Below are 23,187 nucleotides of genomic sequence, written 5' to 3' on the forward strand. Positions count from 1 at the left end.
CACCGTCGCCCTCGGCGCCTACGTCGTCATCACCTTCCCGATGGGCAACCCCGCCGCCGCCTGATCACGTCCACTCCCCCGACCACACCGAGCGACACCACCGCCACGGCGACACCGGCGGTGGTGTCGCTCAACCAGTGCACCCCCAGAATCAGCCGACTCGCCGCCACGACCACGGTCACGGTGACCGCGACGAACACAGCGACCCACCGCCCGACACGGCGCAGCACCGGCCAGAACACCACCACGAGGGCTCCGGTGAGGACCGCCGCACCCGTCACGTGTCCCGACGGGAACGCCGCCGTGGGCTCCACCTCGAGCCGCCACTCCACCGGCGGCCGGGCCCTCCCCACCACGGGTTTGAGCAGATGTGTCACCACCTGGGCGAGAACGACCGCGCACCAGAACCGCACGGCGGTGTCCCGCCCGAACCTGCGGAGGAACAGCACCGCGAGGACCGTAGCGAACACCAGGACATGCCAGGGCCGGAACGCCTCCGCAAGAACCTCACTAACCGCCACCATCCACGGTGCGCGGTGGGCGACGAGCCACTCCCCGAACGCGACGTCAGGAACCATCAGCCACCGAGGACCTGGGTGTACGTCAGATAGCTCGACATCACGATGACCATGCACAGCAGCGCGGCACGGATGAACCCCGTACCGCCGCGCACCACCGTGCGGGCACCGATCTGCGCACCCGCGATGTTCGCCACCGCGAGCACCAGGCCGAGGATCCACCAGATGTGACCGCCCACGGCGAACACGACAAGCGCCCCGACGTTCGTCGCCGTGTTGACGACCTTCGCCAGGGCGGCGGACGTGAGGAAGTTCTGGCTCAGCACACCCGTGAACACCATGATGAGGAACATGCCGGTGCCCGGCCCGAAGATGCCGTCGTAGCCGGCGATCAGCGCCACTGCGCCGACCGCGATCAGACGCCGTACGCCTTTCGGCGCCTCGCGTGCGATACCGGTGCCGAAGCTCGGGCGGAGCGCCACGAACACACCCACCGCGACCATCAGCACGATCACGATCGGCCGCATGAGGGACTTGTCGATCGCACTCGCCGCGAGCGCACCGCCCGCGGAGCACACGGCGGCCACCGGCACGAACCGGATCACAAGGGACCGGTCCACACCGACCTTCCGGCACAGTGCGAACGCCGCCGACGCCGTCCCCGACACCGCCGCCAACTTGTTCGACGCCAGCGCCGTCACCGGGGCCAGCCCGGGGGCCACGGCGAGGATCAGCGGGATCAGGATCAACCCGCCACCACCGATCACCGCGTCGATCCAGCCGGCGACACCAGCGCCCGCGATCAGGATGAGCCACGCGGGCAGGGCGAGATCCATGGTCACCAGCTTTCTCAAGGGATCCGGAAAGGTGACTGCGGTCACCCATCAGGGCTGGATGTCAAATGTACCCGGATCCAATCCGTACGGTTCAACGATGGGCACAATGGACGGTGGAAACCCGATGACCGGCGGAGAGGAGAGCCCGTGCACGCCCCGCGCATCGACCGCCGGTGGCTTGCCGTCGTACCGTCGACGCTGATCCTCGGGTGGGTGTTCACCCGCATCGGTCTGCCCGCGGGCTGGGTGATCGCCTCGATCCTCGTCGCCGCCACAGCAGCCGTCGCCACCGGCCGCAGCATCAATCTCTCCGGCCCCGCGTCCCGGGCGGCCCGCGCGGTGATCGCCATCCTCGCCGCGGCACCGCTCACGGCCACGCCCGCTACCCAACTGGTGAATTATCTCATCCCCGGGCTCGTCGTGTCCGCCGCGACCATCGGGATCGGTGTCACCGGCGGTCTGCTCCTGCACCACGCGCACCGGGAGATCAGCCGCTCGACGGGTGTGCTCTCCATGCTCGCCGGTGGCGCCTCCGTCATGCCGTTCCTCGCTCGGGACATGGGCGCCGACTACCGCTACGTCACCCTCACCCAGTACCTCCGACTGCTGGCCGTGATGCTCTCCCTGCCGCTCGCCGCGATGCTCATCGGCTTCGACACCCACCCCACGGCCGACACGACCACAGACTTCTCCCGGATCGGCCTGCTCATCCTCCTCATCATCATGGCTGTGGGGCAGCCCGTGGGGACCCGGCTGCACATACCCGCACCATCGATACTCGGGCCGATGCTGCTCACCGTCCTCACCCACACGCTTCTCGACGACCGCCTCACCCTCGCCCTCCCCGGAGCCGTCACCGCAGTCGCGTTCATGGCAATCGGCTGGATGGCCGGCGGGGCACTATCCGTCCCAGCGCTGAAATCCTTCGCCCGGACCCTGCCCGCCACACTGCTGTTCATCACCGCCCTCATCGCCGGCTGCGCCGCCACCGCTCTACTACTGACCTGGTGGCTCGACATCCCCTACCTCGACGCGTACCTAGCGACCAGCCCCGGCGGACTCGAGACCGTCCTCATCATCGCCGACGAGGCCGACTCCGGGCCCGCCGTCGCCGCGGTCCAGATCATCCGACTGATCGGCGTACTGATCCTCGCGGGCTGGATGCCACAGGTACTACACCGGATCGCACGCGTCCGCCACCGGGACTGAACAGGCTGGACGATAGGCCAGCACCGTATGACCGCCGCTGGTCGAAACAACAGCCCGGCGGATCCGCCGGGCGAACCGGTGATGGCCGGCGTTCGCGAAACTCTGCCGTGAGAAGCATAAAACTGCTACGCTGCAAGACAGCTAGCTCCACCCATGCACGACAATCGATGCGTACAGAGGAGTCTAGAACCATGCAAAAACCAGGACGCTTCAGCACGATCCTTGGCACACCTTTACTGTCAATAACCTTGTTGCCGCAGTCCAATGCTGCCCCCTCACATTTTTCTTTTACCGAAGAGAACGGCGCTGAGCTATCGGTCCAGCCCCGTGCAGACAACCTCAAACCAACCGAACCTGGATTCGATAAGAACGAAATATCAAACAGCTCGGGAGAGGGGTGGCACCCTACGGACAACCCGAACCCGGAGCTACGGCCCGGCGAGATGAGGTCAGACCGAGAGTCCATCCCCGGTGGCTTCACAAAAGAAGAAGCAGACAGAGCCGAGATGCAAGAAGCATCCGAGAAGCTCTCGATGCAGCACGGCAGGCGAGTAAAACGGTCAGAACCGGTGAACTGCCGAACCTACTGGCCAAGCCCCTACAAGGTTTGTGGAGCCATTCGAGAGAAATATGATTCCCTTGGCGGCCCCAGCAGCTTCTTGACGTGGCCAAAGTCAGATGAGCTAGGGGTTCCCGATGGAGTGGGGCGACGCAATGAATTCATCAATGGGTTCATCTACTGGCATCCGGAAACCGGCGCGCATTCAGTCACAACCCACTTCTCGGTTGTTTGGGCGAGGAATGGTTGGGAAGCTGGCGACATGGGCTACCCAACTAGCGATGAATACGGGCTCCCTGACGGCACAGGAAGAAAGCAAGACTTCCAGAGGTCGCACATCTATGGTTCATTGCAGGGACTAGCTTCAATCAGTGGAGAAATCTACGACCGCTGGCAAGAGCTAGGAGGCGAACACGGACCGCTCCAATATCCCACTGGGGACCAAACAAAAACACCCGATGGTGTAGGTAAATTTAACCGTTTCTTTGGCGGAATGATCTATTCTCACCCCAGCTTTGGAGCCCACGAGATTATGGGGCTTCCCCTGCTGATCTGGTCCGCACGCGGATACGAAAACTCCGAATGGGGCTACCCCACTGACTCCCCGACACAAGACACCGAAGCCCCCATCTTAACAAAACAAAGCTTCTCTAAGAAGAAAATGGATACCAGGCGCCTTATAGCAGAATCCGGGGATAGCTCTGTAATCGGGAAAGAGGTTAATAACCTGGTAATCGAGCTTCTAGAAGCAAACGGTATCCACGTCCCCAAGGATAATCCTTACGGATACCGAGAAGAAAATACCAGGCTCAAACGAGCATTAAGTCGGTGCCCACTCCCAGACTCTAGCCAAAAACATTATGGCGGCGTAAGCATCCCCTTCAACTACGACTACTGGGGGTGTATTGATGAAGCTAAATCGTGGGAACACTACGGACGCCATGATTACTGCACACACTCCCCAAACCAATACCCAGCAATTGGTCAAAATGCTGAATTCAGTGGAGCATGCGCGCGACATGACATATGCATGGACAGAGCTGACCGAAATGGCCAAGGTTATTGGGACTGCAATGAGCGCCTCTACCAAGACATGGAAAAAGTATGCAGCAACGTCTACACAGCAGTAGACCCAAGACACTACAATTGCCGAGACTTCCGCGACGCCTACTGGCTGGCCGTGACTGGCACCCATCTCGATAATCTCTAGGAGTTGAAGTTTGTTTCAACCTATCCAGTTTCTTTTCGGCACAACATGGTTTGTGATACTTCCAACAGCAATCGGAATAGCAATCATTGCCAGGGAAATGAAAAACGGGAGAAAAGAAGTGAATTACGAAGCATTATAGGCCCAGCATTCACATCCTACCTCCTTGGAATTATCACTGCCGCACTATGGCTTTCATGGAATGATTATCACTCCATCAGCGACACATTCCAAACACGGCCTCCGGCCGAAGTGTCTATTTGGCAAGTTATAGCTTGTGGGATAACGCTTGCAATCTGTTCAGCATCACTTTCCAAATATAGGGCATCCAGAAATGGCGAAGCAATCCTTTTCTCTCTCCTACTGGCATCGGGCCTATCCACGGTAATGTCATTCGGGGTTTCTTTTGGAGTTGGTGCCCAAGAGGGAGTCGGTGTTATCTTCAGCTTCATGGGAGCGATCCTTGTATCCGCGGTATTTGGACTAATTGCACGGGCAACCGTAAAGTCCGATTCCCCCAAGTGATCTCCAACAGACACAGTTTGAGCTCAACACACTCCATAGAAAAGTCGATAGATACCGAAAGGACTGTTATCGGTCGTTACCCGGCCGGGTTACCGCCATTCCCCGTCGCTCGCCACTTCTTCGCAAACCTGCTGATAGTGGAGGGGGCGACCCCCATCAGTGCCGCGATCTCGGCCTGCGTGTGCTCGCCGCCGTCGATGAGCCCGCCGATGTGCCGCTGCTGCGCAGGCGTGAACTTGCTCGACCGCCCCCGGAGGCGACCTCTCTCCCGGGCGATAGCAAGCCCTTCCCGGGTCCGCTGACTGATCAGGTCGGCCTCAAACTCCGCGAACGTCGCAGTGAGATTGAAAAACATCCGCCCGAAAGGATCGGCCGGATCGTAGACCGTCGTGCCCATCTGTAGCCGGGCCTCCCGGCCTTGAAGCTCGCGGGCAATCTCGGCGGCGTCAGCCACCGACCGCGCCAACCGATCCAGCTTCGTCACCACAAGGGTGTCCCCCGCCCGGGTCGCGGCGAGCGCTTCTTTCAGCCCCGGCCGCTCACGATTACGGCCCGTATATCCGTGATCGACGTATATCCGCGCATCCTCGATCCCGAGAGCCCGCAATTGCTGCTTCTGTGCTCGCAGATCCTGCTTGTCGGTGGAGCAACGCGCGTAGCCGATCAACATCCTTTGACAGTCTCCTAAGAATCGCCCAGCGATTGCCGATAAGGGGGGTAGGGGCAATACATTAGCGCAATAGACTACTGCACGCGTCCGTGCTGGCGTGGCCACCGATCCCCGCGCGGCTGCGGGGCGTGCGTCAGACGATCAACGGTGCAACAAAATCAAGCACCCTATGCAAAGCCCACAATGTGGCGAATATTACTGTAGGCGTAGTATTGTGTGGTGACAGCTTTGGGGGTAACATCGTCAAATGGCGAGATAAAAAAGAGGCCCCGCCCACCTACAACCTTGGAGCTCCGTAGTTATGGCAAACATAGGCTTACCAGAGCTATTGATTGTCCTGTTTGTTTTCACCATGCTATTTGGTGCCAGTAAATTGCCAGATCTGGCACGCTCCATAGGCCAGTCCGCTAGAATTCTAAAAACTGAGGTCCGGGAACTTTCCGATAGCGATCAAGAAAAGGGGAAAAATGTTTAAGAAAACAGTTACCGCTGCGATGCTTTCTGCCGCCATGGTCATAGGGGCACCTATGGCTAACGCCGCTCAACTCCAAGAGGAGTCTGTCACCGTTTTGGCGCGTGGCCCGGAGCAGCGTATGGGTAATTTCGACAGTTTTTGGAAGTGCATGGCTCATAGAAGTTTGTGGAGCCAATTTGGCCACGGCGTCTCCTACTTCTGCCATAAGGACGGAAACCAGTGGTACTACAATTGGTGGAATCTCTGATCGGAAATAAAATTGGCTAGACCTTTTTGGTCTAGCCAATTTTATTTTATACACTATGGACGGCAAACATATTAAAAATACTCGCGGAGAAATGCTTCTTCGCGAGCACATTATGGAGCTCCGAAAAAGGCTCATCATATCCCTGATTGCCATCGGATTTGGAGGTTGCATAGGCTACATTTGGTACGGATCGGGCGGGGGATTCCTCCTTCCACTGGGCGAGCTTCTTAGAGGCCCTTACTGCTCGCTTCCTCCGGACCTGAGGGCGAACCTATCCGTATCTGGAGAATGTAGACTGCTAGCAACAAAGCCTTTTGACATGTTCCTACTCAGATTCAAGGTAGGGATGGTTGCCGGAGTTGTTATTTCTTCTCCCGTTTGGATATTTCAGATTTGGGCATATGTTGCCCCAGGCCTCTATAAAAAAGAAAAGAAATTCACTGCAATATTTCTATTTATTTCTGCTATTCTTTTTTCCTCAGGATCAGTTCTCGGATACTTTGTTTTAGACAAAGGTCTAGAGTTCCTTTTGGGGGTCGGTAGAGAGTTCCAGGTTGCCGCAATAAGCGGATCTGATTATTATGAATTAGTTAGAAACTTCGTTCTGCTTTTTGGATTCTCTTTTGAAGTCCCCCTAATTGTAATAGCACTTAACCATTTTGGAATCTTGAAATACTCTACAATCTCAGGTAAACGTAGAATTATATGGTTTTTCATTTTCTTTTTAGGCGCAATTATTTCCCCTGGCCAAGAGGTATTAAGCATGTTAGCCCTTTCCCTATCAGTTGGTTTTTTGCTTGAGATTTCGTTTCTTTACTGCATGCTTAACGACCGCAGGAAGAAGCTAGGCACTGAGGCCAGCTAATCTCCACATCTTTCTACTATTTAATATAGTGGACTGCTCTTTATGCAAAAATTAGACTTCGACTGCTTTAGAATGGTTTCCAATAGAGGAAAAATATATTATCCGACAAGCGACGGTTCTATCTTCAATACATAAGACTTCAGTCCTGCTATATTTGAGAGGGTTTGCGCCATGCCCCCGATTCGCCCCGGTCACCATCCGACCGGACAGCAGGGTCTTCATCGGCGACCACAAGCCCCATGCCGCATCCGACAGCCCCGATGAACTGCGCGGACCATCAGAGGGAATCTTCGTGCTCCCCCACTCGGTCCGCTGGCTCAACGAGGAAGCACGCACTACGGACGTGTCCGATGAAGTGTGGAGATGTTGCGCGTACCGCGATCTGCTCGCGGAGGGAACCTACGAGCAACAGTGTGAGTTCATCAACCGCGACCTACTCATCCAGGACTTCCCTAACCTTCCGCTCCCCCGCCGGGTGACCAAACTCTGGACAGACACTTTTCCCGAGCTGACAGCCGGTAGATAGGCTTCGCGTAAAGCAGTGCAAAAACCCCGCTTTACAGTTCGGGGCCGGTGTTTTGGTCTAGGTGGCGTACCGGGTTGCTCGTGTCGTACCCGATTCGGGTTCCTCGCCGTGTTGATTCCTCGACCGACCTGGTCTTCGCCGCGGCATCGGTGTTCGCCTTCGCCACCAACGCCACCGCATCCGGGTCCCCAGTGAGATTCACAACGTGCGTATCACCAGGTACATGCAGCCGCTCATCCCACCGCGTATCGGTGAGATCCATCGCCCTCCACACTGTCTTGTTCAGCGTGGCCCCCACGAAGCTCGCGCCTGTGGCGTCGATGTTTCGGAACGTCGCCCGCACAATATCAGTGCCCTCCATCGTGGCCCCGCGCATCGGACAACCAACAATATCGACCGGGAACGGTGACGTGTAGGACCCGAGTGTCGCGCCGGTGAAGTCAGCACCGTCGAGTGTGCAGTTGATAAACCGCACGCGGTCGAACGACGCGCGACTGAAGTCCACGCCGGTGAGATCGCAGTCGCGGAACACCACATTGGAAAACGAACAGTCGGCAAACGACGTGGCGGTGAGATCGCAGTCGGTGAACCGCGCCCCGGAATACTGCCGGGTTGTTGCTTGCATCCCGGACCACGCAGCGCCGGTGATCTCCTGGCCGTCGCCAACAACCGGCATCGGTTCGCGCACTGTTGCCGACTGTTCACCCAACTGCGCGTAGGTGGTTTCCACCCACTGTGCCAGTTCGTTGTCCTGACCGACGAACATCACCGGCGGGGCCTGGAGTGGGTGTTCATCGGTGCTAGTTTCGCGCTTTGTGCTGTGGCCGTAGGCGGTGGAAAACAGTCGAGTGAGATCATCCGAGGCAAGTACACCAGCGACCGGGATTGACACCTCGCGGGGGTCTTTTCCAGCTTTCAGTGCGTTCTTCCAGATCGCCCGCAGCACGCCTTCAGCGTCCTGGTCGATGATCTTTTCCACCGCTTCGGTGGGCAGATTGTCGATGGTTTCGGGCAGGTAGGTGTCGATGAACTGATCCATCAGTAGATCGACACCGTGGTCGTAAAGCTCGCGGAGTCGGGCAGGTGAGTGCCCGATAGTGACCTGCTTTCTATGCTCATCAATCGCGGTCGTTGCATCAGCAGAGGTACCGACCGCACGCTCAAGAACCGCCAGTGCAGTTGGTGCTTGGTCGTTGCCAGCCATGTGGAAGTGGGGGTCTTCGGCGTCGAGATCGAACTGCAGATCGGTAACAACGTAGGACCGGTTTTCCATCTTCCCGCGCGTCAACGCGACGTAGAGCGCTTCGCGGCGGACGGTCATATCGACCAGGCTGTGGCACACATCAACGGTCGCGCCCTGGGCGCGGTGCACGGTTGAGGCGTAGCCGAGATGAACGTTATCGGCGGCGTAGTCGACAGGAATACGTACCCGCGCGTTGGTTTTCAGGTCACGAACGTCGAGTTGTCCATCAGCAGACGGTCCGATCACAGTAAACATCTGGCCGTTGATCACCCGCCCGCCACCGGGAAGGTAGGCGTTTTTCCGGGTGATAACGATGTCGCCGGGTGAGACACGATCGCCTCGTGCGACCTCCATTTCGACGGAGGTATCGACCAGTCCTTGTTCGATGCGTACCGCGCGGATCATCTCGTTTGCGGCGTCAACATCAGCGTTCGACGGTGCGATCACCAGTGAGGTTCGACCCGCATCAATGTCGGTCAGATAGTTGTCAACGGCTGTGGTCAGCATCGTCTCGCGTGTGCCATCTTTGACCCATCCGCGCTCGAAGTAGAGTCCGAGTCCAGTGGTGTCCCCGGCTCGAATCTTCATCGAGGCTTCACCTTGTGCGGTGTCAGCTCCCCGCGAAAACCGCATGATTTCGGTCAACGATGCCGCCCCGGCCCGCTGGCACAGTGTCTTAAACAACCCACCGGAACCAATCGCCGAGAGCTGGTAAGGATCGCCGATCAAGCGCACGACAGCTCCTGCTTCACGCGCTATATCGACCAACGCACCGAGGTTGGTTGTCGAGGCCATACCGGCCTCATCGACCAGCAACATATCACCGGGATTGATCTCTACCGGTAGCTCACCTAGATCACCTCCGCGACGATCCGGGTGCTTACCAAGCCAGGTAAACACCAGCTTGTCGATCGTCATTGCTTCGGCCCCGATTTCTTCTTCGAGCACCTGCGCGGCCGCGGCAGACGGTGCAAGGCCAATGACTTTCCGCCCCTCGGCGGCCCACACATCAGCAACGATCTGCATGGACGTGGTCTTACCGGTACCTGCCGGACCAACACCAGATGCCACCAGCGTTCCGGCGTTGAGCAGATGCTCCGCTAGTTCCTTCTGCCCGGCGTTGAGGGCGAAACCACTGGCTCGCTCGTGGTCATTAAGCGCCTGGGCGACAGTGGCGTTCCGGGCGAAAACCGCGACCGGTTCAGCACAGGCGTTGAGTACCTTGCGCTCGGTTTCGATGACCTCCTCAGTGGTGAACCGCTCGGCACCCAGCAACCGATCGACACCATAATCACGGGCGTTGACAAGCACGGACGGCAGGGTCAACTGCTCGTCCGGGGTCAGTGAAACCGCCTTGTCCAACGCCACAGTGATGATCTGCTCCCGGGCACGATCAAGCTCATCAACGCTTGAAAACCGCCAGCCTTTCAACGCCGTCGAGCACGCGGTACGCACATGATGCTCACCGAAGTTCGCGCGCTTTTCCGAGACCGCTTCAATGATCTCCCCGGCGATCGTCTCCACGTTCTCGCGCCAGTTCTCCGCGTCGAAGATGCGCCCCTGAACACCCGGTTTTTCGTCACCGACGATACTTCGCACGGCTGCAAGGTAGTCGGTTCCACCGTCCATCTCGGACACCACCTGCGCCCATTCGCGGCGCAAGGTATCCAACGATTCCGCAGGTTTCTTCGCGTCCCGTGTAGTCAGGATCGCTTCTTGCCAGAACCGTTTCTTGGTCAGCTTGTCCGGCTGGCGACCGTGGTTCCGGATGTAGTCAGCGACGAGTTGATCGAACACCGGCTCGGCGTTGGTGCGCCGCTGCGAGAACTGTTCGACCACCTCCTGCGGCACTCCCTTGACCTCCCACACGCCCTGGGTGTTGCCCTTGCGGGGGCGTTCCTCGAACTCAATTCCGAGTTCTTCGCTAAGAATCTGATTGAGCACCGCGTCGTAGTGCGCGCTGATTGCCTGGTGATGGGTAAACAGTGTCCGGCCGTCAAGGGCGCGCCACTTGCCGTCTTTTCCCTGAACCTTGTTCGAGATAAGGACATGCGAGTGCAGGTCTGGATCACCGGCGCGTGTATCGAAATGAGTGAACTCCGATGCCACAAGCCCTTGGGTTTCCACCTGCGCTATGCCCGCTTTTCCCATGCGGGTACGAACGATGTTGGCCTCGGCCCACGCGAGCGCTTCGGCCACCGCACGGTGGTGACAGCGGGCGATCTTCGTGGCGGTTTCTTCATCCGCCAGCGCCCACACCACGGAGATGCTTTTCACCGGGAAGAACGTGAAATCGTAGGCAGATACTGCCTGTTTGACCTGTTCCTGCTGCTTGTTCACCCACGCAATGACGTCCTTGTCGGCGGCGTTGTCGTATCCGGTTTCCTGGACGTAAAAGGGCCGTCCGATCGTTGCCGCCATCTCGGATCGCTCGACGGTACTTGGCAGTCTCTTGGTGGTTTTGGTGAACTCCTGCTCGGCGTCCCGGAGCGCGTCGAGCACGGGAATGGCGTTGGTGTAGACGGGGAACTTGCCTCCGAGTTTGCACGCCGCAAGCGGTGTTCCAGCGGCGATCTTCGCGTCGGTATCGGGGTGCATTCCGACCCCGTAGAGCGAGGCCATCTGATCGGCTTCGATCGTCGCCCCGGCCACGATCGTCTCGGTGTTGAACCCTGCCAGCCCGGACCCGAACCACCGACCGGGCGGGGTTCCTTTGGCTTGATAGTAGTTCGCCAGCGACCCGGTGTCGGTGGTCTTGTCGTGTGCATCGTTGGTCGCAACAGAGCGGAGCAGGTACTGGTATCCAGCACCTGCGTGGACCGCTCGGAGACTCATCACGGGGGTGAGTCTACCGCGTTTTTCTACCCGACCACTAAAAGTGCATACTGTATATTGATTCTTTACTGTTAAACGTAGTCAGGTGTCGCAGAAAAGCTATCGACGTGATGGTTGGGAGGATATGGATAAGGCCCATTGCTTGGAGCAATGGGCCTTATGTGAATCTGGTTGGTTTATCTGTGGATTTGTCCGGGGTATCCGAGTGATCCCTCGAAGTTGCGGCCGAGATGATCGGCGGCGCGGCCAGCGGTGTTCGCTGCTCCAGGAACGGCGCGCCCCGCAGCCCCCACGCCGCTGGCGGCACCGCGCACCGCGCCCCCGGCCATCGCCTTGGCACCCATTGCGGTGAGCTGGGCCGCGGTAAGAATCCGCGGCCGTCCGCCACCGCCCTGCGGAGCAGCCCCCACACTGCCGCCGCCCCCTCCACTACCGGAGGGGATCGCTCCCTGCCCGCGGCGCGCGCCACCACCACCGGCACCGCTCGCGCCACCGCCGCCACCACCCGAGGCAGACAGCGGTGCGCCCGCCGCTCCACCAGCTCCACCACCGAGTGCGGCCGCCGCCTGGCCCGGGGCACCACCAGCAGCCCCGCCTATCTTCGATCCCATCGCCGCGCCAGCCATACCGCCGAGCGCAACTCCGGTCGCCCTGGCACCCATACCGACCATGCTCGCCGCACCGGTCAACGCACCGGAGGCGTTACCGCCACCGGCTGCGCCACTGCAGGCACGATCGAGCGCACCAGCGCAGGGGCAACAAACCCGGCAAGACCAATCATCAGCGCGTTAATCACCGCCGTGTCGATCCCCCCCGAGAGAGCCGTCGGTGCCCGTTCGACTGACGTTCCACAACACGACCGCATACAGCAACGCCGAGACCGGCTTGAACGCGATCGCCGCGATCATGTACGCCACCAGATGGTTCAGACCGTTGCGGCCAGTGTCGGTGAAGCTCAACGCCGCGAACAGCGGCGCAAGACCAACCGCCAGCGGCAGGACCAAGACACGAACAACGAGGGCGACAAGCTGCATCACCGACCCGGCGAGACTGATACCGGCCAGCAGCAGCATCACCACAGGTCCATAGGGCGTGCCTTCCAGGCTCGTCAGGTTGACGAACGTCTCTGGACTCGTCGCCCCGAACTGCTTCATGATCTCATCGGCGACGATGTCACTAGCCATCAACGCCCCGGGCACGATCACCGGGATACACGCGGAGAAAATCAGCCAGCGGCCGATCACCTCGCCCATGTCCTCCAGGCCGTCCTGGAGTCCAGACCGACGCGAAGCCGCAAGCCGCGCACCGCCGACGATGAACGACGCGATCAACGCGAACCCGGCGACCGCGAGGACGATGTTGCGCACACCTTCGATGTTCTCGCCGACGTCTGTGCCCCCGAGACTCGTTGATGAGTACGACATCCAGAACGTCATCACCGACTGCATGGTCTCGGTGTTGCCCTCCATCAGGGCGCGGGTGAACTTACCGATCGGGTCATTCCAGAATCCCGATACCTTGTCTTTGGCACCCTTCGCGGCATCCACCGGATGCGCAGCAGCAGCAAGTGCACCGCATTCAACGTAACGGAGCCCTTTGGTTATATTCCCTGCTAATCCACCCTTGTTAGCAATATCTTCGCCTTGGATGAACGCGTCTGCTTTCCCTATGAACTCCTCGCAGCTCTCCATCGTTGCTGCGAACTTCTCCCCGTTCTTGACCGGGGCGGAGTCCTCGGCGAGCGCGGGTGAGACGGCGATCAGCAGGGCCATGACTACAGCGGCAAACGCCGCCAGTGACCGATTGATAGTGCTCACTGGGCATTCACCTTGACCCACCCATCGAGACTGTAGATCGTCGGCTGCTCAGTACGCTTAGCGTCGAGATCATTGCCGATCATTTCCCACATTCCGTTGGCCCACCTCATCGGCAGTCGGAAAACGATCCAGCTTTCGCTGCCGACATTCTTATATGCCAGGTGAGCAACGACGATATTGCTGCTGCACGCCTCAATCTTGAACCCGCTCATGCCGGGGAAAGCCGGGACATCAGGACCAGCTGTTTTCACACCAAGTTTGAGGCGAGCTTCTGTTTCCGAGGTGTCGATGTAGTCTCGCCAGTAATCGAGAGCGAGCTGGTCATAAAAGCCAATAGCCATTGTCGCGGCGTTGCTGGCTGCGACGGCTGCGCCGACCGCGGAGTGCGCGTAGCCGGTTGGTACGAGGTGATCGAAGTTCGTCGGCCCGTCGTGTTCAGAGACGAGCATGAACCGGCCGTGCACGTACTGCTGCTGCGCGTTCACGACGCCCGGGAGGGAACAGTCCATCTCCTCGCGTGGCTGAAACTCGCCGAACGGTTCACCGTTGACAGCATGCGGCATATAGACCGGACGGCCACCAGGATCGGCTGCATATTTGCCGACCTGGTACTGACTATCGTCAAAGAACTCGCGGGGGAAGTGCCGCTGCTCCGGATCAAACTCATCAGGTCCGGGGATAGCCAAAGTTGAACTCTCGACACTCCCTGTTTCTTTCCCATCACCGTTTTTGCCCCTACTGACAAAGTAGACAGCGATGATTATCGCAACCACCAGCACCACCAACACGATTGCTACCCTATTTACTTTCATGGTTACAGCACCTTTCCAGAGCTCACAGCCAATATTTCCCAAAACAAACCAGATAACATAATCATGTTACCGCACTTGAACAGGATCACACTTTTGCGTTATACCGCTATACCATAAGTGGTAATAGTGTTTTTATTTTCCACCGTTGTTATGTTGTTATGTAACAATGGTCCAAAGTGGCCAGAGGGCATAATAGGCACGGAGCAGATCCAATTAGCATCGCAACATAAAGACCCCTAGACGCATTAGATGCCTAGGGGTCTTTATGTTGTAACGCTGTTAAGTTATACCGTTATCGCTTCTCTATGGCCTATCTCCAATAGCGACGCCCTCAGACTCAAGATGCTCGACTAGTAGGCGTTCAACCAGTCCGCTAAGACTCATGCCGTTGCCAACCGTGTATAACCGGGCAGCGCGGTGAACGTCGACCGGAAGGTATACCGTTGTACGCTTTCCCGGTTCAGGTTTTCCAGGAGCTACAAAGGTATCGGCGACCGCCGCTTTTTTCTCACCTTTTTCCGTCCTCATCGTGTCTTTCAGTGCCATTTCAGTGCCTCACTTATCTCGTCATAAACCTCGCCATAGCCTGCAAGATCAGCAGGAGTAGTACCCCAAGCCTGTTTGAACGCCTCTTTGTGTCGAATGAAATTCTCCGCGACCGGTACTCCTTGTTCTTCAAACAGCTCACGTAGCTCGGCAACCAGCCGTGCCCGAGTGTTGATCTGCGTCAGCAACACCACAGTGGGAAGATGGCTTGTCACCTCCAACGTCGGCCATACCCGTTCCAGATCCATTGGCGATGCAGCAGTAGGAACGATCGCAACGTCCACGCAGTCAAGAACTTCCTGGAGAACATCAGCTTGCCCCGGCGGAGTATCAATGAGGATCAGCTCGCCAGACTTTGCCCGCGGCGCCCCACTGTATGGTTCCACCGCAAATGGAAGTGGATCGCCCGCCCTAACCGCTGCGCTAGCCCACATCGTCGCCGAGGCTTGCGGATCAGCATCAACCAATCTCACAGGTACTCCACGACGATGCGCCGCCAACGCCAGATAGAGCGAGGTCGTGGTCTTGCCCACGCCGCCCTTAGTATGCACAACTCCCCATAACATAACCGCATTCTAACGTAACCACTCCCTAACATGAGAATGCATCACGCAAAACATTCGGGAGAAAGCAACTACGGGGCAAGCCAGTCCGAGGACTGGCGCGGCAGCACGATGCAAATTAGAACATCCGCAGCACAAGCCGCTTAGGGCTCTCCCCGCTTCCCTGCTTCAGCGGAACCGGAGAGACCTGTTTATGTCGCACCGCTCCACGGAGAGACAGGCATCAGAAGGATTCTGGGACGAGACATCATCCGCTGAGGCGGAGGGGGACCGGTACCGCTTACGGCGTGAACCATTTAATTTCCGCTTCAGCAGCCCGCGCCTAGCTTGCGTACCGAGTGCTTCTAGGTGTGTAGGGGGCTAGGTCTAAAGAAACTCCGCTAGAGCGGAGGGGAACCGTATACCGCTTACGGCAAGTTACATCATTCAGGTAGTAAACCCAGAGTTCGTAGCTCTCGTAGATACTGGCATGCTGTCTTACGCGTAATCCCTAAATCGCGTCCTATCTCAGCTCCGGATGGTGCCCGACCAGTTTCAGCAATCGATTGTGTAGCGACGGCAAGTACACGCGCACGAGTAGCGTTTCCAGCAGCTTTCCGTTTTTGGTTGGCTTTTTTCAGGGGCTGTAGCGCCGCCTGGGCGATAGGCTGCTCAGGGTTAGCCCACCTGCGTGCAGCGGAGTTCTTGCCGCCTCTACGGCCCATCGTCGCCAGCGCTTTACGCCCCGCGCTGGTCTGCCGCTGGGTGGAGCACTGCCCCTTACTCGCAGACGTCTTACCCGACACGACGTATCCCCGCACACGGCGCGCCATCGTCAGACGGTCACGCGCCGGAGGCATAGCCTCCTCGCGGCCATCCCCGCCGACCGCCTGGGCGACCTTGTAGGCGCGCTCGTAGGCATCGATGATCAACGTGTCCTTCATCGGTTTGCCCTCGGTGCGCAGCCGGTGCGCGGTCGCCAGCGCGTGCCGGAACGCGGTCTCATCGCGTGCCGCTCGTCCAGGAGCCGACCACCGCACCCGCACCCCGTCGATCAGGTCAGCCGCAGCGTCGGCGGCACTCGGTAGGCCCTCATCGAGCGCGGCGATCATCCGCGCTTCATCCGCGGCGGCCTGCGCGGCCGCGATCCGCTCCCACCCCGACGAGAACTGCCGTTCCGCAGGCTTTGTCGCCGGAGCCGGTTTCGTCCGTCCGGTCATCGCCCGTACCTCCTGAATCAGCGTTGCTAGCCGGTCTACGCGCCGGTGCTGGGCGTGCCACCGGTAGGCGAGAGCGTCGGGTCCAGTGTAGAGCGGCCAGCGGGACCACCCGTGGGAAAAGTGCACGTCACCTCGCAGGGCAATCTCCAGTTCCCGCATGGTTTGTTCCAACAGTCGCCAGTTGGAGCTGCTGTGTCCATCGGCCCTGTAGACCGGATCAATCAGCCAGATCGCCTGGCTTTTCCCCGATGAGGGGTTGACGCCGATCCACGCCGGGCCTGCCCCGCGCGCGGCGAGCTGTTCGAGTGATCTGCGTGTCACCGTCGCCAGCGCATCGAGGCTTTCCCCGGGACGGCCCGGGGTATCGATGTCCATCACGATCACCGCTGCGCGTTGCTTGTGTGTGAGCATCGCGTATTGGCAGGCGGCCAGCCCAGCGGAGTCCACGCGGTACGCCCTGGGTGCTTTGCTGCCGTCTTTCTTGGTGACGAATGCCCGGGAGAAATCGCGGCCGCGGCTACCGGGGATCGTGTGGCGGCCGAGATGCCCGATCAGGTGCGCGGCGTCCTCGCGGGTCCATCCAGCCGACCGCAGCGCCGGGGCCGCGCCCAGTTGCTCGGTGACCAGATCGACGGCTGCAGCCAGCGCAGCACTGTGACCAGTGGGGCGGGTGTGGACACCACCCGGGGTTGTGCGCAGGTTGCCATCTGCTGCTAGAGTCATGGGCAAGCTTTCTCCCGACTGCAGATCGGGGGGTAAGCGAGCGTCACACCGGTTCCCGCCAGTGTGGCGCTCTTTCATTTATACGGGTAAGCGTACCCGATGATCACCGGCTAACGCGCCTCACCGCACGTCAGGTTCCCTCCGCGGCGGCCTGCGCCCGCCACTTCTTCGCAAACCTGCTGATAGTGGAGGGGGCGACCCCCATCAGTGCCGCGATCTCGGCCTGCGTGTGCTCGCCGCCGTCGATGAGCCCGCCGATGTGCCGCTGCTGCGCAGGCGTGAACTTGCTCGACCGCCCCCGGAGGCGACCTTTCTCCCGGGCGATAGCAAGCCCTTCCCGGGTCCGCTGACTGATCAGGTCGGCCTCAAACTCCGCGAACGTCGCAGTGAGATTGAAAAACATCCGCCCGAAAGGATCGGCCGGATCGTAGACCGTCGTGCCCATCTGTAGCCGGGCCTCCCGGCCTTGAAGCTCGCGGGCAATCTCGGCGGCGTCAGCCACCGACCGCGCCAACCGATCCAGCTTCGTCACCACAAGGGTGTCCCCCGCCCGGGTCGCGGCGAGCGCTTCTTTCAGCCCCGGCCGCTCACGATTACGGCCCGTATATCCGTGATCGACGTATATCCGCGCATCCTCGATCCCGAGAGCCCGCAATTGCTGCTTCTGTGCTCGCAGATCCTGCTTGTCGGTGGAACAACGCGCGTAGCCGATCAGCACACTTTGACATTCTCCTAAGAACGCCCCGTGGTTGCCGATAAGGTAGGTAGGTGCAATACATTAGCGCAATAGACTACTGCACGCGTCCGTGCTGGCGTGGCCACCGATCCCCGCGCGGCTGCGGAGCGTGCGTCAGACGATCACCGACAGCAAGAAGCCGCTTCACTCGACAGTCGTTAGCGACGTTCGCCCCTGTGACAGTCACTACGCCACGCTCGCGTTATCCCTGTTGAGGCACGCCAGCCACCCACCCCCGCTCTTGTAGCCCGGGAAAAAACCATGGTTCACTCAACAACAGTTCTTAGTGAACTGCACATGTTTCGGCGGTTTTGCACTCATTGAACCCGCCACACCTGACGCTTCTCCCCATGCACTCACCACCAAGAGGAATCAATGCGACACAAAGTACTCAGACCGCTACTCGCGGCTGTTCTGGCCTTAGGGCTGGGATCAACACTGAACCCCACCGTGGCAGCACAGCCCAGCGTCACCACCGAGTCCGAAGACTCGGCCGCCGCGCGAGCCAATGCAGAACAAGAGGCGATCGACAACGCCGCCGAGGCTGCAGCGACACCCGCTCCCGGCCGGGAAGACCTGGAACCCGCTGAACCCGGCTTCGATGACAACACTAAGTGGAATCAAGCAGCCGAAAATGATGTAAGCAACACCAACTCTTCCAGCCTCTTACAGAAAAAGCTCGAGGAAAAGTGTGATGGCACGGCGGTAAACACTCTTCTGTGGGGCTCAGTTCAAGGGACAATCGTTTATAATGGGAAGACCTACTACGCCACTGTGAAGCCACCGCAGAAAAAACTTGACTGCCGTGTCCACTAGGAAGAGATCAAACAATGTCAGAAAACCTCGAATAAAAAGGTCTTCAGATGTAGCCCACGTCTTTTATTCCACGTATTATGATGATCCCGAGAATCGTTTCTCCGGATATGTTCTGTGTGTTACAACTGATAGTAACATATCAGAAAAATCTACTTCACACCCCGACCGTTGGATAAAATATCACCATCTACAGAGCGAGCCAATCTACACTTCTTTGCATACTGCAAACAGTGACGGCGAGTCAAGGAAAGTGATTTGGCTGGTCTTGATGGGCCTGCTGTGGCCCATAGAAGAAGATTGGGAGTCCTTTGAACCTACTTGCGTAGGGGCCGCTTGGGATATTGCGACCGCAAAGAGGCTTCAGAACGACGTCGACCAAGGTGGAAATACTGTGGTGATGGGTTTTCCTGACGGTTGGCTCTATGGTCGTGACAAGATTCCACCCGTCGCCTGATCTGATATGACTTAGAAGGTGCGGAACAACCTCAGCTTCAGTCCGCCACGTTATTGCTCTCAAGTGCCCGGTAGATCGTCGAGCGACTGACCCCGAGCACTCTCCCGATCTCTGTCACCGTCATCGTCTTCGCCTCATACAGTGAGCGGGCGGTGGCGGTCTGCTGTGCGGTGAGCTTTCGTGGGCGGCCCCCAACCCGCCCCCGCGCCCTGGCAGCAGCTAAGCCGGCAGTGGTGCGCTCTATCACCAGGTCACGCTCGAACTGCGCCAACGCCGAGAACACATGGAACACCAACCGGCCGCCCGGCGTCGTCGTATCAATCGTCTCCTGCAACGAGACAAACCCAACCCCGCGGGTCTGTAGATCCTCCAACTGATCAATCAGGTGCGGGACTGACCGACCCAGCCGGTCCAATCGCCACACCACCACCGTGTCCCCGGAACGTAGCTTGCCCCATAACCGGTCCAGCTCTGGGCGATGCGCCCGGGACCCGGACCCGACATCGGTGAAGATCTCGCTACAGCCGTGCCGGCTCAGCGCATCGCGTTGCAGACTCGCATCCTGATCCGCTGTTGATACTCGGGCATACCCGAATACTTCACCCATAGAACCCGCTTTCGTGTGCCCAGGTGTCCGAAACTCGTCGCGGACAAGTCTAGTGACACCTTGATTCTGACACAGTGTTCTGAGACAACGCGACCTGCAATGGCACGCTCCGGTACCGATGTGCAACCTGGTGTGTCATAAACGATCGTCAAACGCACGGCCACCACAGCCGCACCCCGTCGATCAGGTCAGCCACAGCGCCAGACCAATCACTACCCCCAATGACCAGCAGGAAAAGTCCGGGAGTGAAGATCGGTCGTCATCCTCAGCAGTGGTTGGTGCATCTACTTTTACAATCGCCACACATACATAAGTGCATGTCACTACTATGGATGATTAGCACCCCCCTCCACCATAATCAGGAGGTACACCAGCATGCACTTAGACAGGGCATCACCACTAGTATATTCAGTGAACGATGGAATCATGGCTGTTTTAGCACTAATTATCATCGCCATGCACCTCATAGTTTTTGTAATTCTCCTTCGCGATCGCCGAGACCTGAAGCACACAATCATCTTTGGACTCATCGTGCTTTATATTCCAGTTGCAGGCCCCATAGGGTATCTGCTCTGGCGAGACCGTGAACCACAAAAACAGGCGCTCAGCAGAAGAAATATACACCGTAATTAAGCGGCATTCACATCAAAAAGAGCAGCGTCTAGGTAAAACCGAAGTGGTTTTACCTAGACGCTGCATAGAAACGTAGCTAGAGAAGGTGCGGTAGCCTATTACATCCAGCCGGAATTGACAACATGACCGCGACTATTGCCGACTGCAAATTGCGTTGCACTGCGTGTACTCCAGGAGATCGGACCCCAGGGAGTGGGGGCACCACGCTTAACAGTCACATTACACAGGAAACTGGCCTGGTTACCAGAGACATACGAACCGGTCTTCTCGGTAGTGACCTGAGAAAAGAGATCATAGTTCCGAGTGACATTACACGTATGGGCGAGAACGCGATTAACTCGACCATTACCGACCTCGTAAATCCCAGTCACCTGCGTCTCCATAACTTTGACATTGATGAAGGTGACGTAGGTGCGGACACTGATGTATTTGGTAGACGTCCCCCAGCTAGAACGCTCCCGGGACGTCGTGACCCTCACATCCCCCTGTTCTTCTGAAACGGAATTGTCAAACTCAGATTCAAATCCCCCTTTAAGGTACTCGGCAAGACGTTGCTTTTCTTCAACAGTTAGCTCCGAGAGTGCCTTAAGGTTCTCAGCCGCGACAGCATCACCGCCATCTGCAGCATCCTCAAGGTTTGACACAAAGCTCGAGTACGTTGGGTCGGCGATAATCTCCTGGTTAGCAAGATTTTCGGTGCTGATCGTCTAATGCAACAACCACCAGGTGTGCTCAACAGTTGCACGAAGTACGGAATAATACCCCTATCATCACACCCGCTACTACACCTACACAGAATGAGTAAGGCCCCCAGGAAAATCAAAACCTGGGGGCCTTACCTTTTACGACGATTTTTGTTCCTTACCAACATCCCACAGAAGATACGTGATCATCACTGCGCCGACCGTACCGGCCACAAGCCGGTATCCGGAAAACCATAATACTGCTTCAATTATGGCCACGACAAGCATGAAGGCAAGAAACAGATAAAATTTCTGGTTTTTAGAAAGACGGTTCACAAATCTCCTTCCTGAATTCTTCTTTACTCAAAGCATTGGGACCTGACATCAGCGACACCAGAAATAACTTCGACCAGAGTCCAAACCGCGCCACCGGCATGGCGCGCAGCCTCGACGCTCCAGCCGAGCTCACCCAGTCGTTGCGCCGCCTTCCGAGCACCGCCCAGCGCCTTGATTGCTTTCCTCATTTTCAGGATCTTAGCTGCCGGAATTGCAACAGTAGCAAGCGCCCAGGCACACCCCCAGAAGCTTGCTCGCGGCATGGCAGCAGTTCGCACTGCAAGCCATTCGGCGACCGCTTCATCACCCTGCGTGATGACTTCGTCCGGGATGGACTCGATGAGATGCAGGTAGTCGGCTGCATCCTGTTCAGAAACGAAAGGCAGCGTGTCCGAAGCATTCACACCTGTAACCGACTGAGGCTCAGCAACCGCGTTTGGCGCGGTAACGAACGCCAATGGCAGAACGAGCGTCAGGGAAGACGCTACGATTTCCGGGTAAATCTCATTGAAATCTCTCCTTGCCCCTACTGGTAAGGGTCAATATCTCACAATATGCACAGGGGGAATACGTGCATTACTAACCAAACTGTCCAACTGGGAAGACTATCCCCTTATGGCAATCTATACCAGACAAAAATTTTTCGTCAACAGGATTAGCTAAATGGGGGTATATAAAGATACCCCCTCGCAATCTGCTACCCCCAGGCACACAGTCACGCGACAGCCACACTGGCGCTGGTGAGAGTGTAGAGCGAACGCTGTAATACCGTCCTCACGCTCAATCGCCGACACGGGGTACCCCGTAGGCGTAGCCCCCTCACAACCACCACTGTCACGCACTAGAAAACAGCTACAGCGCGCACACCAGACCCACACCAACACCAACACCAACAGAACAACACTGTTATGTTGTTGCGTTAATGGGGCACAGCCCCCACAAACCACGCCCTATCCGTAACCACGCCCGCCCCGCCGGAAAAGCCACGCACATGCCCCACTAGGCATCTGGGGTCTAGGTCTAAAGAACCTCCGCTAAAGCGGAGGGGGAACCGTATACCGCTGACGGCGTTGCCGTTTTATTTCCGCTTCAGACGCCCGCGCCTAGCTTGCATCCCAAGGGTCTGCCGAATCTGTCTAACCCGCCGTTCACGCACCCCGAACTCGGCCGCGATCTCCTTAGTGGAGGGGTCCCGGTCAAGGTCCACACGCCACTGCAGGATCATCGTGCGCACCTGTCCTTCGAGCGCACCGCCTTTCCACTGCCGCTTCTGATTGGCTTTTTTCAGGGGCTGTAGCGCCGCCTGCGTATCCGGGCGACTCCGGTCAGCCCAGCGCCGCTTATTGGTCGTTTCAGCCCCTCTGCGGCCCATCGTCGCCAACGCCTTACGCCCTGCACTGGTCTGCCGCTGAGTGGAGAACTGCCCCTTACTCGCGGAGGTCTTACCCGACACGACGTATCCCCGCACACGGCATGCCATCGTCATGAGGTCACGCACCGGAGGCATAGAGCCCCCTCACGGCCATCCCCACCAACCGCCTGAGCAA

Annotated in this window: 22 protein-coding genes; 6 read left to right on the forward strand and 16 right to left on the reverse strand. The window is 58.3% G+C overall.

The genetic code is table 11. The features are described from left to right. Positions 1 to 29: 29 nt before the first annotated feature. Together QWU43_RS09140 and QWU43_RS09145 are read right to left on the reverse strand one after the other, a co-directional pair. Entirely contained in the window at positions 30 to 578 is a 549-nt protein-coding gene (locus QWU43_RS09140) for a phosphatase PAP2 family protein (RefSeq protein WP_370917674.1), read from the reverse strand. Then, on the reverse strand, positions 578 to 1,354 hold the full coding sequence (locus QWU43_RS09145) for a TSUP family transporter (RefSeq protein ID WP_370917756.1): 777 nt from the start codon (positions 1,352 to 1,354) through the stop codon (positions 578 to 580). Before QWU43_RS09145 ends, QWU43_RS09140 begins: the two co-directional genes overlap by 1 nt. A 147-nt stretch (positions 1,355 to 1,501) precedes the next feature. Between QWU43_RS09145 and QWU43_RS09150 the strand changes: the two genes are divergently transcribed. Both QWU43_RS09150 and QWU43_RS09155 read left to right on the forward strand, forming a co-directional pair. After that, positions 1,502 to 2,563: an AbrB family transcriptional regulator gene (locus QWU43_RS09150; RefSeq protein ID WP_370917675.1), complete on the forward strand. Its 1,062-nt coding sequence runs from the start codon at positions 1,502 to 1,504 to the stop codon at positions 2,561 to 2,563. Between the two features lie 191 nt (positions 2,564 to 2,754). Then, complete coding sequence (locus QWU43_RS09155; protein WP_370917676.1) at positions 2,755 to 4,332, forward strand: LGFP repeat-containing protein; 1,578 nt, start codon at positions 2,755 to 2,757, stop codon at positions 4,330 to 4,332. 206 nt (positions 4,333 to 4,538) lie between these two features. Here QWU43_RS09155 and QWU43_RS09160 read toward each other — a convergent pair whose 3' ends face one another. Together QWU43_RS09160 and QWU43_RS09165 are read right to left on the reverse strand one after the other, a co-directional pair. After that, on the reverse strand, positions 4,539 to 4,781 hold the full coding sequence (locus tag QWU43_RS09160; RefSeq protein ID WP_267173420.1) for a hypothetical protein: 243 nt from the start codon (positions 4,779 to 4,781) through the stop codon (positions 4,539 to 4,541). A gap of 149 nt (positions 4,782 to 4,930) precedes the next feature. Next, positions 4,931 to 5,524, reverse strand: coding sequence for a recombinase family protein (locus QWU43_RS09165; protein WP_370917677.1), 594 nt, complete (start codon positions 5,522 to 5,524; stop codon positions 4,931 to 4,933). 301 nt (positions 5,525 to 5,825) lie between these two features. On the opposite strand from QWU43_RS09165, the gene QWU43_RS09170 reads away from it, so the two are divergent. The 3 genes from QWU43_RS09170 (at position 5,826) to QWU43_RS09180 (ending at position 7,637) form a co-directional block, all read left to right on the forward strand. Next, positions 5,826 to 5,999: a Sec-independent protein translocase subunit TatA gene (locus QWU43_RS09170; RefSeq protein WP_370917678.1), complete on the forward strand. Its 174-nt coding sequence runs from the start codon at positions 5,826 to 5,828 to the stop codon at positions 5,997 to 5,999. Between the two features lie 302 nt (positions 6,000 to 6,301). After that, positions 6,302 to 7,111: a twin-arginine translocase subunit TatC gene (gene tatC / locus QWU43_RS09175; protein WP_370917679.1), complete on the forward strand. Its 810-nt coding sequence runs from the start codon at positions 6,302 to 6,304 to the stop codon at positions 7,109 to 7,111. Positions 7,112 to 7,403: 292 nt separating this feature from the next. Next, positions 7,404 to 7,637, forward strand: coding sequence for a hypothetical protein (locus QWU43_RS09180; RefSeq protein ID WP_370917680.1), 234 nt, complete (start codon positions 7,404 to 7,406; stop codon positions 7,635 to 7,637). Positions 7,638 to 7,668: 31 nt separating this feature from the next. On the opposite strand, the gene mobF is transcribed toward QWU43_RS09180, so the two are convergent. The 7 genes from mobF to QWU43_RS09215 form a co-directional block, all read right to left on the reverse strand. Continuing rightward, positions 7,669 to 11,715 carry a MobF family relaxase gene (mobF, locus tag QWU43_RS09185; RefSeq protein ID WP_370917757.1) on the reverse strand — a complete coding sequence of 1,349 codons (4,047 nt, stop codon included), beginning with the start codon at positions 11,713 to 11,715 and terminating at the stop codon, positions 7,669 to 7,671. A 176-nt stretch (positions 11,716 to 11,891) separates the two neighbouring features. Next, positions 11,892 to 12,377 (reverse strand): hypothetical protein, encoded by a 486-nt coding sequence (locus QWU43_RS09190; protein ID WP_370917681.1) that lies wholly within the window; start codon positions 12,375 to 12,377, stop codon positions 11,892 to 11,894. A 126-nt stretch (positions 12,378 to 12,503) separates the two neighbouring features. Next, positions 12,504 to 13,532 carry a hypothetical protein gene (locus QWU43_RS09195; protein ID WP_370917682.1) on the reverse strand — a complete coding sequence of 343 codons (1,029 nt, stop codon included), beginning with the start codon at positions 13,530 to 13,532 and terminating at the stop codon, positions 12,504 to 12,506. Continuing rightward, positions 13,529 to 14,344, reverse strand: coding sequence for a hypothetical protein (locus QWU43_RS09200; RefSeq protein ID WP_370917683.1), 816 nt, complete (start codon positions 14,342 to 14,344; stop codon positions 13,529 to 13,531). The genes QWU43_RS09195 and QWU43_RS09200 overlap by 4 nt, the downstream gene beginning before the upstream one ends. Positions 14,345 to 14,880: 536 nt before the next feature. Then, complete coding sequence (locus QWU43_RS09205) at positions 14,881 to 15,456, reverse strand: ParA family protein (RefSeq protein WP_267174095.1); 576 nt, start codon at positions 15,454 to 15,456, stop codon at positions 14,881 to 14,883. A gap of 419 nt (positions 15,457 to 15,875) precedes the next feature. Continuing rightward, on the reverse strand, positions 15,876 to 17,375 hold the full coding sequence (locus QWU43_RS09210) for a replication initiation protein (protein ID WP_370917684.1): 1,500 nt from the start codon (positions 17,373 to 17,375) through the stop codon (positions 15,876 to 15,878). Positions 17,376 to 17,505: 130 nt separating this feature from the next. Next, complete coding sequence (locus QWU43_RS09215) at positions 17,506 to 18,093, reverse strand: recombinase family protein (protein ID WP_370917685.1); 588 nt, start codon at positions 18,091 to 18,093, stop codon at positions 17,506 to 17,508. 468 nt (positions 18,094 to 18,561) lie between these two features. On the opposite strand from QWU43_RS09215, the gene QWU43_RS09220 reads away from it, so the two are divergent. Continuing rightward, a complete protein-coding gene (locus QWU43_RS09220) occupies positions 18,562 to 18,927 on the forward strand; it encodes a hypothetical protein (RefSeq protein WP_370915823.1) in 366 nt (121 codons plus the stop codon). Between the two features lie 491 nt (positions 18,928 to 19,418). Here the strand turns inward: QWU43_RS09220 and QWU43_RS09225 are convergent, their stop codons facing one another. The 5 genes from QWU43_RS09225 to QWU43_RS09245 all read right to left on the reverse strand — a co-directional run bounded on the left by QWU43_RS09225 (position 19,419) and on the right by QWU43_RS09245 (position 23,126). Further along, positions 19,419 to 19,988 (reverse strand): recombinase family protein, encoded by a 570-nt coding sequence (locus tag QWU43_RS09225; RefSeq protein WP_198735170.1) that lies wholly within the window; start codon positions 19,986 to 19,988, stop codon positions 19,419 to 19,421. A gap of 731 nt (positions 19,989 to 20,719) precedes the next feature. Next, positions 20,720 to 21,265 (reverse strand): hypothetical protein, encoded by a 546-nt coding sequence (locus tag QWU43_RS09230; protein WP_370917686.1) that lies wholly within the window; start codon positions 21,263 to 21,265, stop codon positions 20,720 to 20,722. A gap of 198 nt (positions 21,266 to 21,463) precedes the next feature. Continuing rightward, a complete protein-coding gene (locus tag QWU43_RS09235; RefSeq protein ID WP_370914774.1) occupies positions 21,464 to 21,640 on the reverse strand; it encodes a hypothetical protein in 177 nt (58 codons plus the stop codon). Between the two features lie 23 nt (positions 21,641 to 21,663). Next, positions 21,664 to 22,044, reverse strand: a complete 381-nt coding sequence (locus QWU43_RS09240) for a hypothetical protein (RefSeq protein WP_370917687.1) — start codon at positions 22,042 to 22,044, stop codon at positions 21,664 to 21,666. Between the two features lie 674 nt (positions 22,045 to 22,718). Then, positions 22,719 to 23,126 carry a hypothetical protein gene (locus tag QWU43_RS09245; RefSeq protein WP_370917688.1) on the reverse strand — a complete coding sequence of 136 codons (408 nt, stop codon included), beginning with the start codon at positions 23,124 to 23,126 and terminating at the stop codon, positions 22,719 to 22,721. Between the last annotated feature and the right edge of the window lie 61 nt (positions 23,127 to 23,187).

It is taken from the genome of Corynebacterium sp. CCM 9204 (assembly GCF_041357695.1).
Lineage (GTDB): Bacteria > Actinomycetota > Actinomycetes > Mycobacteriales > Mycobacteriaceae > Corynebacterium.

Excerpts from the sequence above, each read along its gene's own strand:
- QWU43_RS09245 (WP_370917688.1), bottom strand. The coding sequence starts at position 23,126 with ATGACGATGGCATGCCGTGTGCGGGGATACGTCGTGTCGGGTAAGACC.
- QWU43_RS09190 (WP_370917681.1), bottom strand. The coding sequence starts at position 12,377 with ATGGGTGCCAGGGCGACCGGAGTTGCGCTCGGCGGTATGGCTGGCGCG.
- QWU43_RS09140 (WP_370917674.1), bottom strand. The coding sequence starts at position 578 with ATGGTTCCTGACGTCGCGTTCGGGGAGTGGCTCGTCGCCCACCGCGCA.
- QWU43_RS09155 (WP_370917676.1), top strand. The coding sequence starts at position 2,755 with ATGCAAAAACCAGGACGCTTCAGCACGATCCTTGGCACACCTTTACTG.
- QWU43_RS09200 (WP_370917683.1), bottom strand. The coding sequence starts at position 14,344 with ATGAAAGTAAATAGGGTAGCAATCGTGTTGGTGGTGCTGGTGGTTGCG.
- tatC (WP_370917679.1), top strand. The coding sequence starts at position 6,302 with ATGGACGGCAAACATATTAAAAATACTCGCGGAGAAATGCTTCTTCGC.
- QWU43_RS09165 (WP_370917677.1), bottom strand. The coding sequence starts at position 5,524 with ATGTTGATCGGCTACGCGCGTTGCTCCACCGACAAGCAGGATCTGCGA.
- QWU43_RS09210 (WP_370917684.1), bottom strand. The coding sequence starts at position 17,375 with ATGACTCTAGCAGCAGATGGCAACCTGCGCACAACCCCGGGTGGTGTC.
- QWU43_RS09160 (WP_267173420.1), bottom strand. The coding sequence starts at position 4,781 with ATGAAGCTGAAGATAACACCGACTCCCTCTTGGGCACCAACTCCAAAA.
- QWU43_RS09205 (WP_267174095.1), bottom strand. The coding sequence starts at position 15,456 with ATGTTATGGGGAGTTGTGCATACTAAGGGCGGCGTGGGCAAGACCACG.
- QWU43_RS09170 (WP_370917678.1), top strand. The coding sequence starts at position 5,826 with ATGGCAAACATAGGCTTACCAGAGCTATTGATTGTCCTGTTTGTTTTC.
- QWU43_RS09225 (WP_198735170.1), bottom strand. The coding sequence starts at position 19,988 with ATGGGTGAAGTATTCGGGTATGCCCGAGTATCAACAGCGGATCAGGAT.
- QWU43_RS09145 (WP_370917756.1), bottom strand. The coding sequence starts at position 1,354 with ATGGATCTCGCCCTGCCCGCGTGGCTCATCCTGATCGCGGGCGCTGGT.
- mobF (WP_370917757.1), bottom strand. The coding sequence starts at position 11,715 with ATGAGTCTCCGAGCGGTCCACGCAGGTGCTGGATACCAGTACCTGCTC.